The sequence below is a fragment of the Rhodoferax sp. TH121 genome (genome assembly GCF_002251855.1).
In the GTDB taxonomy this organism is placed as follows: domain Bacteria; phylum Pseudomonadota; class Gammaproteobacteria; order Burkholderiales; family Burkholderiaceae_C; genus Allorhodoferax.
Genome location: NZ_NOXW01000018.1, coordinates 202,377 through 214,053, shown reverse-complemented (window position 1 = coordinate 214,053; position 11,677 = coordinate 202,377). Strand labels below are relative to the sequence as shown.

Annotated in this window: 12 protein-coding genes; 2 read left to right on the top strand and 10 right to left on the bottom strand. The window is 61.0% G+C overall.

Annotation, left to right across the window (positions count from 1 at the left end):
* Window positions 1-152: 152 nt before the first annotated feature.
* From fusA to CHU94_RS04145, 8 genes are all read right to left on the bottom strand, one after another.
* Window positions 153-2,255 carry an elongation factor G gene (gene fusA / locus CHU94_RS04180; protein ID WP_094477061.1) on the bottom strand — a complete coding sequence of 701 codons (2,103 nt, stop codon included), beginning with the start codon at window positions 2,253-2,255 and terminating at the stop codon, window positions 153-155.
* A 146-nt stretch (window positions 2,256-2,401) separates the two neighbouring features.
* On the bottom strand, window positions 2,402-2,875 hold the full coding sequence (rpsG, locus tag CHU94_RS04175) for a 30S ribosomal protein S7 (RefSeq protein WP_094477103.1): 474 nt from the start codon (window positions 2,873-2,875) through the stop codon (window positions 2,402-2,404).
* 179 nt (window positions 2,876-3,054) lie between these two features.
* Window positions 3,055-3,432 carry a 30S ribosomal protein S12 gene (rpsL, locus tag CHU94_RS04170; protein WP_011466063.1) on the bottom strand — a complete coding sequence of 126 codons (378 nt, stop codon included), beginning with the start codon at window positions 3,430-3,432 and terminating at the stop codon, window positions 3,055-3,057.
* 115 nt (window positions 3,433-3,547) lie between these two features.
* Window positions 3,548-4,732: a D-alanyl-D-alanine carboxypeptidase family protein gene (locus CHU94_RS04165; RefSeq protein ID WP_176451921.1), complete on the bottom strand. Its 1,185-nt coding sequence runs from the start codon at window positions 4,730-4,732 to the stop codon at window positions 3,548-3,550.
* 25 nt (window positions 4,733-4,757) lie between these two features.
* The gene (locus CHU94_RS04160; protein ID WP_094477057.1) at window positions 4,758-5,387 is read right to left on the bottom strand and encodes an alpha/beta hydrolase; all 630 of its coding nucleotides are present in this window, start codon (window positions 5,385-5,387) and stop codon (window positions 4,758-4,760) included.
* Between the two features lie 69 nt (window positions 5,388-5,456).
* Complete coding sequence (locus CHU94_RS04155; protein WP_094477055.1) at window positions 5,457-5,807, bottom strand: ferredoxin; 351 nt, start codon at window positions 5,805-5,807, stop codon at window positions 5,457-5,459.
* A gap of 9 nt (window positions 5,808-5,816) precedes the next feature.
* Complete coding sequence (locus tag CHU94_RS04150; protein ID WP_094477052.1) at window positions 5,817-6,911, bottom strand: VanZ family protein; 1,095 nt, start codon at window positions 6,909-6,911, stop codon at window positions 5,817-5,819.
* Between the two features lie 8 nt (window positions 6,912-6,919).
* Window positions 6,920-7,348 carry a CopD family protein gene (locus tag CHU94_RS04145; protein WP_094477050.1) on the bottom strand — a complete coding sequence of 143 codons (429 nt, stop codon included), beginning with the start codon at window positions 7,346-7,348 and terminating at the stop codon, window positions 6,920-6,922.
* A gap of 479 nt (window positions 7,349-7,827) precedes the next feature.
* Here CHU94_RS04145 and hemB point away from each other — a divergent pair, with 479 nt between their 5' ends.
* Complete coding sequence (hemB, locus tag CHU94_RS04140) at window positions 7,828-8,841, top strand: porphobilinogen synthase (RefSeq protein WP_094477048.1); 1,014 nt, start codon at window positions 7,828-7,830, stop codon at window positions 8,839-8,841.
* A 74-nt stretch (window positions 8,842-8,915) separates the two neighbouring features.
* Window positions 8,916-10,037: a magnesium transporter CorA family protein gene (locus tag CHU94_RS04135; protein ID WP_094477046.1), complete on the top strand. Its 1,122-nt coding sequence runs from the start codon at window positions 8,916-8,918 to the stop codon at window positions 10,035-10,037.
* 15 nt (window positions 10,038-10,052) lie between these two features.
* Here the strand turns inward: CHU94_RS04135 and CHU94_RS04130 are convergent, their stop codons facing one another.
* Both CHU94_RS04130 and CHU94_RS04125 read right to left on the bottom strand, forming a co-directional pair.
* On the bottom strand, window positions 10,053-10,742 hold the full coding sequence (locus CHU94_RS04130; RefSeq protein ID WP_094477044.1) for a dienelactone hydrolase family protein: 690 nt from the start codon (window positions 10,740-10,742) through the stop codon (window positions 10,053-10,055).
* Window positions 10,739-11,674: a Bug family tripartite tricarboxylate transporter substrate binding protein gene (locus CHU94_RS04125; RefSeq protein ID WP_255033833.1), complete on the bottom strand. Its 936-nt coding sequence runs from the start codon at window positions 11,672-11,674 to the stop codon at window positions 10,739-10,741. The genes CHU94_RS04130 and CHU94_RS04125 overlap by 4 nt, the downstream gene beginning before the upstream one ends.
* Between the last annotated feature and the right edge of the window lie 3 nt (window positions 11,675-11,677).

The following is an 11,677-nucleotide window of genomic DNA, read 5'->3' as shown; positions in this document are numbered from 1 at the left end:
TTGACGTGCGGCTTGGTACGTGTGAATTTTTCCTTACCCATTTTTCAATTCTCCAAAAGAGCTATACCCGTGTGTTGGTTTTATGTCTGCACAATGTTGCTGATTCGCTCCGCACGGGCACAGAGCGGCACACTGTCGCAGACAAATACAAATTACTTGGCGCGCGCAGCCATGATGGCTTCAGACACGTTGCGCGGAGCTTCCGCGTAGTGCTTGAATTCCATCGTGTAGGTAGCACGACCTTGCGACATGGAGCGCAGGGTGGTGGAGTAGCCGAACATTTCAGACAGGGGAACTTCAGCCTTGATGGCCTTGCCACCACCGACCATGTCGTCCATGCCCTGCACCATGCCGCGGCGGCTGGACAAGTCGCCCATCACGTTACCAGCATAGTCTTCAGGTGTTTCCACTTCCACGGCCATCATTGGCTCCAGAATCACGGGGTTGGCCTTGCGGCAACCTTCCTTGAAACCGAAGATAGCCGCCATCTTGAACGCGTTTTCGTTCGAGTCCACATCGTGGTAAGAACCGAAAGTCAGGGTGACTTTCACGTCCACCACAGGATAGCCGGCCAACACGCCTTGGTTCAGGGCTTCGATCACGCCCTTCTCCACCGCGGGGATGTATTCGCGAGGAACCACACCGCCCTTGATGGCGTCGACGAACTCAAAGCCCTTGCCGGCTTCGTTGGGCTCGACAGTCAACACCACGTGACCGTACTGACCCTTACCACCGGACTGGCGCACAAACTTGCCTTCGACGTCGGTCACTTGCTTGCGAATGGTTTCGCGGTAGGCCACTTGTGGCTTACCCACGTTGGCTTCCACGCCGAATTCGCGCTTCATGCGGTCCACAATGATTTCCAGGTGCAATTCGCCCTGACCACCAATGATGGTCTGGCCCGACTCTTCGTCGGTTTGCACGCGGAAAGATGGATCTTCGGCAGCCAGACGAGACAGCGCGAGACCCATTTTTTCCTGGTCAGCCTTGGACTTGGGCTCCACAGCCTGGCGGATCACAGAATCGGGGAACACCATGCGCTCCAGCGTAATCACAGCATTGGGATCACACAGGGTTTCACCAGTGGTGACATCCTTCAAGCCCACGCAAGCTGCGATGTCGCCAGCGCGGATTTCATCCACCTCTTCGCGGTTGTTAGCGTGCATTTGCACGATACGACCAATACGCTCCTTCTTGCCGCGAACCGCGTTGTAAACCGTGTCGCCCTTCTTCAGAACGCCGGAGTACACGCGCACGAAGGTCAGCTGGCCCACAAACGGATCCGTCATCAGCTTGAACGCCAGCGCAGCGAACTTCTCGTTGTCGTCGGCCTTGCGGGTGACTTCCTTCTCTTCTTCATCGAAGCCCTTGATGGCCTTCACATCCAGAGGAGAGGGCATGAGTTCGATCACGGCGTCCAACATGCGCTGCACACCCTTGTTCTTGAACGCAGTACCGCACAACATAGGCTGGATTTCGCCAGCGATGGTTCGAGCGCGCAGGCCGGCAGTGATTTCCGCCTCGGTCAGCTCACCCTCTTCGAGGTACTTATTCATCAGCTCTTCAGAGGCTTCAGCAGCAGCTTCCACCATCTTTTCGCGCCACTCGTTGGCAGTCGCCACGAGGTCAGCAGGAATGTCTTCGAAGGTGAACTTCATACCTTGAGAGGCTTCATCCCAAATGATGGCCTTCATTTTGCGCAGGTCGACCACGCCAGTGAAGTTTTCTTCGGCACCGATCGGAATCACGATAGGCACCGGGCTGGCTTTCAGGCGCAGCTTCATCTGGTCCACGACCTTGAAGAAGTTGGCACCGGTACGGTCCATTTTGTTCACAAAGGCCAAACGCGGCACTTTGTACTTGTTAGCCTGACGCCACACGGTTTCAGACTGGGGCTGCACGCCCCCCACAGCGCAATACACCATGCAAGCGCCATCCAGCACGCGCATGGAACGCTCCACTTCAATCGTGAAGTCCACGTGTCCAGGGGTGTCGATGATGTTGATGCGGTGCTCGGGGAAGGAGGTGTCCATACCCTTCCAGAAGCAAGTCGTCGCAGCGGAGGTAATAGTAATTCCGCGCTCCTGCTCTTGCTCCATCCAGTCCATCGTGGCCGCACCATCGTGCACTTCGCCGATTTTGTGGTTCACGCCGGTATAGAAAAGAATACGCTCGGTCGTGGTGGTTTTGCCGGCGTCAATGTGCGCAGAAATACCAATATTGCGGTAGCGCTCAATGGGGGTAGTGCGAGCCATGATGGATCCTTGTTTGATCAAATTCTGTAAACCGCCAGCTGCACAACGCAGTATGGCGTGCGGCTCTCCAAGTGTGGATGGCCTGCATGACAGCGCTATTGCGCCGCCAGAACCACCCCGCCACTTGAAAGCCGCGGGGTCCGCTTTTAGAAGCGGAAGTGGGAGAAGGCCTTGTTGGCTTCAGCCATGCGGTGCACTTCGTCACGCTTCTTCATGGCGCCGCCACGGCCTTCAGTGGCTTCCAACATTTCGTTGGCCAGGCGCTGGGCCATGGATTTTTCGCCGCGCTTGCGGGCAGCTTCCTTGATCCAACGCATGGACAGAGCCAAACGGCGGACAGGACGCACTTCGACAGGCACCTGGTAGTTAGCACCACCCACGCGGCGGGACTTCACTTCCACCATGGGCTTGACGTTGTTGATCGCAACGGTAAAGGCTTCCAGAGGGTCCTTATCAGGGTGCTTCTTGGCAATCAGCTCGAGGGCACCGTAAATGATGCGCTCTGCAACAGCCTTTTTGCCGCCTTCCATGATCACGTTCATGAATTTGGACAGCTCGACGTTGCCGAATTTGGGATCCGGCAGGATTTCACGTTTAGGGACTTCGCGACGACGTGGCATTTCTTCACCTCTTTGCTTCAGTTGGCGCCAATGGATGGCCACCTTGAGAGTTAATCAATAAGACTCTCACTTACTCGACCCAAACAGCGGGTCACTTCGTTTATTCACTGCGCCACGCAGCAAACAAACACCTTTTACTTTGCCGAATCCAGGGTTTGCAACCTTGGGTTCGGTCCAATTTATTTGGCCTTTGGCTTCTTCGCACCGTACTTGGAGCGCGACTGCTTGCGGTCTTTCACGCCTTGCAAGTCCAGCGAACCGCGGACGATGTGGTAACGCACACCGGGCAAGTCCTTGACACGACCGCCGCGAACCAGCACCACGCTGTGTTCTTGCAGGTTGTGGCCTTCACCGCCGATGTAGGAAATCACCTCAAAACCGTTGGTCAGGCGCACTTTGGCGACTTTACGCAGAGCGGAGTTAGGTTTTTTAGGCGTTGTGGTGTACACACGGGTGCACACACCGCGACGCTGCGGAGAGTTCTGCATCGCAGGGCTCTTCGACTTGATGGTCTCGACCTCACGGCCTTGACGCACGAGTTGGTTAATGGTTGGCATTGAAAAACGTCCCTAAACGTTTGAATATTACGAAAACGTGAATCCCTTCGGAATTTCCGAAAAGCCTTCTAATGTACCAGATTGAGGTTTTACGCGCAATGCAGGCGCAAGTTGCTCATCGAATCCAGAGACGAATGCCGTCCCAGGCTCGCCCAAAAATCCCGGCTTGGTCCACCCGCTCCAAGGCCCCCAGAGGCACTTCGGCAACGGTTTGTTCACCCGCCAGCACTCGCAAAGTGGCCAATTGCTGGCCTACCGCAACCGGCGCAACCACCGGCTCATTGCGCACCACTTCGGTTTTCAGGCGGCTAGCGGTGCCCGCAGGCACAGCCACAATCAAGGCTTGGGTCTTGCCCACCTTAACCTCGGACGCGCTACCCTTCCAGACCTTGGGCGTCACCACCGCTTGGTTGGCATCAAACAACTTGACCGCCTCAAAGGCCGTATAGCCCCAATTCAGAAGTTTTTGGGATTCGTTGGCCCGGGCATTTTCGCTATCTGCGCCCAGCACAATCGACAGCAAGCGGCGGCTTCCCGATGCCGCGGCAGACCCAGCGGGCGCACCCGCAGAGACCAAATGGGGGAAGTCGCGCTTGGCGGTGGCCACCAGGCAGTAACCCGCAGCGTCGGTGTGACCCGTTTTTAGCCCGTCTACTGAGGGATCGCGAAACAACAACAGATTGCGGTTGCTGTCGTTGGCCGCAGGGGTGCCGGGGTAGCGGTACTTCTTGATGGCATAAAAGTGCACATATTCAGGAAAGTCAGACATCAGACGGGTAGCCAGAATGCTCAAGTCGCGCGCCGTGGTGGTGTGGCCCGCCTCGGTCAAGCCCTCGGGATTTTTGAAGCCCGAGTTTTTCATGCCCAGCACCTTGGCCTGCTCGTTCATCATCTGGACAAAACGCTCCGCCGTGCCACCCACGCCTTCGGCCAGCGCCATGGTGGCGTCGTTGCCGCTCTGCACAATCATGCCTTTGATCAGGTCCTCCACCGGCACTTGCATCTTGGGGTCAATAAACATGCGGGAGCCCGGCATCTTCCAGGCGCGCTCACTCACCGGCAGGGCTTGCTTGAAGTCAATCTTCTTGCTGCGCAAGGCATCAAACACCAAATACGCCGTCATCAGCTTGGTCAGGGATGCGGGCTCCACCGGCATGTCCATGTCTTTGGAGGCCAAGATCTGATTGGCCGTCACATCCACCAACATGTAGGCGCGGGCTGCAATTTCAGGAGGCTGGGGGGCTTGGGCGGAAACGGCCAAGCACACAGAGGCCAAGAAGGCCGCAATGAAAGATTTCATGGGAGGTAGAAAAGAGAGGAAAAACTCACACCGCGCGCAGATGGCGCACGACCAAGCTGCGCAAAAGCGGCAATTGTCCATGAAAGAAGTGGCCACCCCCGGGCACTACCGTGATTGGCAGGGTTTGGGGACGGGCCCAGGCCATGGCGTCAGCCAGTGGCACGGTGTCGTCAGCCTCGCCGTGCAGCACCAGCGTGCGCTCGTGCAAGTCGGGACCGATAGGCGCCACAGTGAAGCGACTGGCCGCCGTGCCCACCAGCACTACCGCCTGCGGATCACGAGCAGCCAAGGCCGCCACAGCATGGCTGGTGACAAAAGCGCCAAACGAGAAGCCTGCCAGCGCCAAAGGACCGTCGGGCGCGCTGTGGCCCACCACGGCGAGCAGGTCTTGCAACTCACCACGGCCTTCGTCGTAGGCGCCTTCGCTGGCGCCAACGCCGCGAAAATTGAACCGCACCGCGCGCCAGCCCGAGAGCACAAAAGCGCGTGCCAGAGTCTGCACCACCTTGTTGTCCATGGTGCCGCCAAACAGCGGGTGCGGGTGGGCAATCACCGCCGTACCCCGCGGCGCAACACCCTCTGGCGGTAGGTCCAGCAGGGCTTCCAAGGCGCCCGCAGGCCCGGTCAGGCTGATTTTCTGGGTCAAGGCATTCATTCAATTACTATCAATACAATAGCTGCTCACGCGGTATCCATAAAGGATAGAGGCCAATTTGGCTTGAAATTAGCGACCCAAGTGAGGCGGCGTCAGCAGCCGCTCCACCACCTTACCGTTCTTAAGGTGCGACTCGACGATCTCGTCAATGTCTTGTACGTCCACAAAGCTGTACCACACAGCCTCGGGGTAGACCACCGCAACGGGCCCTGCAGCACATCGGTCCAGGCAGCCTGCCTTGTTGACCCGCACCTTGCCCGGGCCGGCCAGGCCTGCCGCCTTGACTTGCTGCTTGCAGCGGTCAAACGCCGCCTGGGCCTGGAACTGGGCGCAACAGGCCTCGCCGTTGGTACGTTCGTTCAGGCAGAAAAAGATGTGTCGCTCGTAGTACGAGCTCTGGGGTGCGGTGGCGTCGGTCATGGCCGGATTTTAGGTTTCATCGCTGCGCCGCCCCAGTTGCGCCAACAAATACACCAGGGCGCCGTATGGCCAGAGCCAGCCCAGCCACTGGGCCAGCCCGTGGAAACGGATGAAACGCCCCTGCTCCCAATGCTGCAAGGTCTGCGCAAAGTACGGGCTCTCAGGCGCCTGGTTCAACACACTGATATACAGCCCCAAAGCCACCAATGCCAGGGCCGCGCCACCGCGCCAGGGCATAAACGCCAAACCCAGGGCCAGCAAAGCACCCACCACAAGGCCCCACTGGGCCGGCAAATCCAGCCAGGCCCAGGCATGCAGAGGCCCCCAACTCATGGCGGCCGAGAGCGCTGTCACCACCACCGCCACCAGCACCAAGCCCGCCACCAACACCAGCCGCCGCCACAAGGGACGAACAATGCAAAAGCCCAGCAAACACGGAATCAACAACCCCAAGGCCACGCACAACATTTCAGTACCTGGCGCCAGCGCCGTCAGCTCGGCATCACGGGCGGGCAACCAGTGCAGGTAGGGCGTGTCGCTCAGCCAGTCGGCCAGCGCCAGCTCCACGCGCTCCAGCACCTGGCCCAGCCCCAGTGGCACGGGCGCAGGGAAGAGCAGCGCCGCCGGCCACAGGGCCAAAAGCACCAACCCGCCCCGAGAATGCGGCACAAACCAGCGCGCTCGCACCCGACTCCAGCGGTCAATCGCACCCCAGCGCTCCAGCAGCAAGGCCCCACAGGCCCCGATGGCAGCCCCCAGGGTGTTGAGCAAAAAGTCCTCGCGGGATGGGATGCGGGCGGGCAAGTAACTTTGCAAGGCCTCCATCAGCAGCGACAGGAGCGTGGCCAGCAGCACGGCACCCAGGACCGGGTAATGGCTGCGCCGGGTGCGCAAAGCCCCCAAGGCCAGCAGTGCGCCCAGCGGCACATAGCCCACCACATTCACACCGACATCAAACCCAGTCCAGTAGCGCGCCATGGGCGCAAACAAGAACTCCCAAGGAGCAATGCCCTGGTCCCGCCAGTCCACAAACGGGTAGCAGCTCGCGTAGACCACCAAACCTGCATAGAGCCAAGCCAAGGGCCACGCGGCAGATTTGTGCATGTGCGCCCTTAAAAAGGTTTGACCACCACCAGCACGACCACCGCCGTCAGCATCAGCACCGGAATCTCATTGAACCAGCGGAACCACACATGGCTGCGCTGCAGCGTGCCCGCCGCCAGCTTGCGCAGCAACACGCCACAGGCATGGTGGTAGCCCAGCACCAGCAGCACGATGAACAACTTGGCATGCATCCAGCCATTGCCCGGGCCGCGCCCAATGCCATAGCCCAACCAGAGCCAGCCTCCGAGCACGATGGCCGGCACCGCCAGCAAGGTGGTAAAGCGCATCAGCTTGCGCGCCATGAGCAACAAACGCGCACGCTCGGCCTCGGAGCCCGGTGGCACCAGCGCCAGGTTCACAAAAATGCGGGGCAGGTAGAACAAACCAGCAAACCAGCTGGCTACGAAGACGATGTGGAAGGCTTTGACCCAGAGCATGAGCAAGTGTAGCCCCCACGCTCCACTGCTGTGCGGGTCGCTGCCCACCCAAGGGGGCTAATTTGCCTTGGGGCGGCCCGGCGGCAAATTGTGCAGTCGCTGGTACTTGCGCGCGCAACACTTCCGATGCGGGATGGGTGGGCGTTTTGCGCAGGTCAAGGAGGAGGCCGAAAGCCGGGGGACACGGAGCAAAACACCCGCCCGTCCCGCACCAGCGAAAGAAGATGCGCAAAAAGTACAGGCAAAAAAAACCCCAGCACGTGGGCTGGGGTGGTAAGCCTATTTGCTGTCACACATCAAGGCCCCGCTCAGGGAGGAAAAGCGGGGGATAGCAAGCTATCCGGGGTCGAATTTAGCAATGTTGCGGCCGTGTGACAAGCATTTTTTTGTAAATCCCCCGTGAAGTGCTGTGGTATCACGCGAATTTTCCCTCTGGCGCGGCCACAGGGGTGCCCACGGATTCAGGCACAATTTTCCCCATGACCACCTACGCCCCCTTCCCCGCCGGCCGGCCGCGCCGCCTGCGCCGCGACAGCTTCACCCGCAACCTGGTGCGCGAAAACGCCCTCACCGCCCATGACCTGATTTATCCGGTGTTTGTGGTGGACGGCCAGAAGCAGCGGGTGCCGATTGCCTCTATGCCCGGCGTGGAGCGCCTGAGCCTGGATTTGCTGCTGCCAGTGGCCGAAGAATGCGTGAAGCTGGGCATTCCGGTCATGGCGCTGTTCCCGGTGGTGGACCAGTCGCTCAAAACCTATGACGGCGCCGAGGCGCTGAACCCCGATGGCTTGGTACCGCGCGTGGTGCGAGCGCTGAAGAAAGAATTCCCCGAGCTGGGCGTGATGACCGATGTGGCGCTGGACCCATTCACCACCCACGGCCAGGACGGCCTGCCCGACACCCGACCCGAGGAGAACGGTTACATCCTCAACGAGGAAACCGTGGCCCAGCTGGTGCAGCAGGCCCTCACCCAAGCCCGCGCCGGCGTGGACATCGTGGCGCCCAGCGACATGATGGATGGCCGCATTGGTGCCATCCGCGCCGCGCTGGAAGCCGAGAAGCTGGTGCACACCCGCATCATGGCCTACAGCGCCAAGTACGCCAGCGCCTTCTACGGCCCCTTCCGCGACGCGGTGGGTTCGGCCGGCAATCTGGGCAAAGGCAACAAAAAGGTCTACCAAATGGACCCCGGCAACAGCGACGAAGCGCTGCGCGAAGTGGCCATGGACATTGCCGAAGGCGCGGACATGGTGATGGTCAAGCCCGGCATGCCTTACCTGGACGTGGTGCGCCGCGTGAAGGACGAGTTCAAGGTACCCACCTTCGCCTACCAGGTAAGCGGCGAATACGCCATGCTCAAGGCGGCCGCGCAAAACGGCTGGCTGGACCACGACGCCGTGATGCTGGAAAGCCTGCTGGCCTTCAAGCGCGCGGGGGCGGACGGCATCCTGACCTATTTTGCGATCGACGCGGCCAAAGCCTTGCGTCCATGATGCTATAAAAACAGGAGCTGTTTGCGCACAACCCACGGACTTTGCGGGCACTTTTATCCATATTCTGGACATCCATGCGCATCTTTCACATCCAAGCCCATGGCGTGACCGAGGGCCAAAGCCTGGCCGAGCTCGCGGCCCAAGGCATTCCACCCGAAAGTTACGTGTGGATAGCGTGCGCACGGCGCGAGTTCGAGGTGGCGCAGGCTGAGGTGCAAACGACGCTGCAAGCCCTGTGCGGCGTGCAACTGGTGGACCTGCACATCTCCGACCTGATCAACAACCAGCTGCCCTCGCACTACGACTACACCTCGCAGTACGACCTGCTGGTGTTCCGCCGCCTGGCCGCGGGCAACCGCCCCACCGACCTGGAACAGCCCGGCCAGCCCCTGAATGTGGCGCCCAAACGCGGCGGCCCGCCCATCCTGCGGCGCATCGACACCAGCCCAGTCGGATTCGCGGTGTTCGACCGCGTGCTGCTCACCGTGCACCCGACGGACTGCGCGGTGCGCGATGCCTACGCCGCCAAGCTGCTGCAAGCCGCCAGCAGCGAATCACGCGCAGCGGGTGCCCGGCTACCCACCAGCCCGGCAGACCTGATGCTGCGCATCGTCAACCACATGGTGGACGGCTACCTGGCCCTGCGCAAAGAGCTGACCCAGCAGCTGGACCACTGGCAAACCGAGCTGTTGAGCCCACGCACCCGCTTTAGCAACTGGGGCTCGCTGCTGGACGCGCGCATGGCGCTGCACCAATTGGACGACGTCTGCGAGGAGCAGCGCTCCAGCGTTCAGGACTGGATTGAGGCGATCAAAACCTGGCCCGAGCCAGACAGCCCGGCCGAGGTGCGCGAGCGTGAACTGCTGCAGGTGCGCAGCCGCGACGTGCTGGAACACATTGAACGCGTAGTGCACCATGTGCGCCGACTGGAACAGAGCGTAGAAACTGCGGTGCAGATGCACTTTAGCGTGCAAGGCAGCCGCACCAACGACATCATGCGCACGCTCACTGTACTGACTGCCATCTTCTTGCCCTTGAACCTGATCGCGGGTATTTTCGGGATGAACTTCGACTTCATCCCCCTGCTGCACCAGCAAAGCGGCTTTTGGTGGGCCATCGGCAGCATGGCATTCACAGCGGTGCTGCTCGCGGTCTTTTTTTGGCGCAAACGTTACCTGGCGCGCTCCGTACGCTGACCACCAAGCCCTCCTTCAGCGCTGCAGATGCTGCGCGAAGAATGCCAAGCTGCGTTCGCGTGCCAGCGCGGCAGCGTCCGCGTTAAAGGCCGCGCGGTGGTCGCAGTTAAATCCATGCTGGGCGTTATAAATTTCCACCTGCACCCCGGCATGCGCGGCCCGAAAGGCCTGCACACCTTCCAACGGAATCGCGTGGTCCTGGTCGCCAAAATGGGCCAGCACCGGGCAGCGCGGCTGGCGAGCGATTTCGGTCGGTGTGGTCATGCCCCCACCGTAGTAGGGCACCGCTGCGTGGATGCCCGCCAGCAGGCCGGCGACACGCCAAGTCAACAAGCCACCCCAGCAGTAGCCCACCACGCCCACAGGCCCCGCCTCGGCCGCCATGTTCACGGCAGCCTGCACGTCCTGCAACACACCGGGCGCGGGCAAACCCTCGACCGCCGCCTTGAGCCGGACCCCGGCGGCCACGTCTTCGGGCGTATAGCCCAGCTCCACGCCGGGCTGCACCCGGGAGAAGGTGGAGGGCGCAATGGCCAGGTAGCCTTGCGCCGCATAACCATCGGCCACGGCGCGGATGTGGGCGTTGACGCCAAAGATCTCCTGCAACACCACGATGCCCCCGCGCGGCGAACCATCAGGGCGGACGACATAGGCGGGAAAGACAAAGCCATCGGCCGCCGTCAGGTTCACGCTAGCTCCCGTCATTGCGCCACAAACCCGCTGTCCTTGATCAGCTTGGCCCACACCCTGGTATAAGCCTGCTCGCGCTTTGCCAGCGTGGCCTGGTCCATGAAGCCCACCGTCAGGCCCATGGCGGTCAGGCGCTCCTTCACATCAGGCTGAGCCAATACCTTGGCCAAGGCGTCAGAGAACTTGTCGATGCTCGCCTTGGGCGTGCCGGCGGGGGCAAAGATGCCGTAGTACGGCAGGTCTTCAAACCCGGCCAGCCCCAGCTCGGCAAAGGTGGGCACATCGGGCAGGATGGCCTGGCGCGCGCCGCCCAGTACCGCCACCACACGGATCTTGCCGGCCTTGTGGTTTTCAATGAAGTCGGGCACCGAACCCGTGCCAGCGGCGATCTGGTTGCCCAACATGTCGGCCATCATGGGCGCGCTGCCGCGGTAGGGCGCGGACTGCAGATCCAGCCCATACTTTTGGCCAATCACCTTGACCAGAAACTCTGGCGTAGAGGCCGGAGCCGGCACCCCCACCGTACCTTTGCCCGCGCCTTGCGCCTTGACCCAAGCCACGTACTCGTTGACCGACTTGGCTGGTGTACCGCCCGACACGGCCAATGCGTTCACAAAGGTGGCAAACCCGGCTACCGGCACAAAATCCTTGATCGGGTCATACCCCGGGGTTTTCACCACCTGGGGCAGGATGGAGATGGTGTGGTCGTGCGAGAGAAACAATGTCAGTCCATCCGGTGCCGCGGCCTTCAGCGCCTGTGCCGCCAGCTGACCACCGGCGCCTGCCTTGTTGTCCACCACCACCGGCATGCCCAGTTGGTCCTTGAGCTTGTCAGCCAGCGTGCGGGCAATCGCGTCGGTGCCGCCGCCAGGCGGAAACCCCACCATCAACCGCACCGGGCCACTTTGGGCCTGCACCACACCCGCCGCCAGCATGGCCGCCAGCATCCC

Coding starts and splice junctions, on each gene's coding strand:
- fusA (WP_094477061.1), bottom strand. CDS start 2,255: ATGGCTCGCACTACCCCCATTGAGCGCTACCGCAATATTGGTATTTCT.
- rpsG (WP_094477103.1), bottom strand. CDS start 2,875: ATGCCACGTCGTCGCGAAGTCCCTAAACGTGAAATCCTGCCGGATCCC.
- rpsL (WP_011466063.1), bottom strand. CDS start 3,432: ATGCCAACCATTAACCAACTCGTGCGTCAAGGCCGTGAGGTCGAGACC.
- CHU94_RS04165 (WP_176451921.1), bottom strand. CDS start 4,732: ATGAAATCTTTCATTGCGGCCTTCTTGGCCTCTGTGTGCTTGGCCGTT.
- CHU94_RS04160 (WP_094477057.1), bottom strand. CDS start 5,387: ATGAATGCCTTGACCCAGAAAATCAGCCTGACCGGGCCTGCGGGCGCC.
- CHU94_RS04155 (WP_094477055.1), bottom strand. CDS start 5,807: ATGACCGACGCCACCGCACCCCAGAGCTCGTACTACGAGCGACACATC.
- CHU94_RS04150 (WP_094477052.1), bottom strand. CDS start 6,911: ATGCACAAATCTGCCGCGTGGCCCTTGGCTTGGCTCTATGCAGGTTTG.
- CHU94_RS04145 (WP_094477050.1), bottom strand. CDS start 7,348: ATGCTCTGGGTCAAAGCCTTCCACATCGTCTTCGTAGCCAGCTGGTTT.
- hemB (WP_094477048.1), top strand. CDS start 7,828: ATGACCACCTACGCCCCCTTCCCCGCCGGCCGGCCGCGCCGCCTGCGC.
- CHU94_RS04135 (WP_094477046.1), top strand. CDS start 8,916: ATGCGCATCTTTCACATCCAAGCCCATGGCGTGACCGAGGGCCAAAGC.
- CHU94_RS04130 (WP_094477044.1), bottom strand. CDS start 10,742: ATGACGGGAGCTAGCGTGAACCTGACGGCGGCCGATGGCTTTGTCTTT.
- CHU94_RS04125 (WP_255033833.1), bottom strand. CDS start 11,674: ATGCTGGCGGCCATGCTGGCGGCGGGTGTGGTGCAGGCCCAAAGTGGC.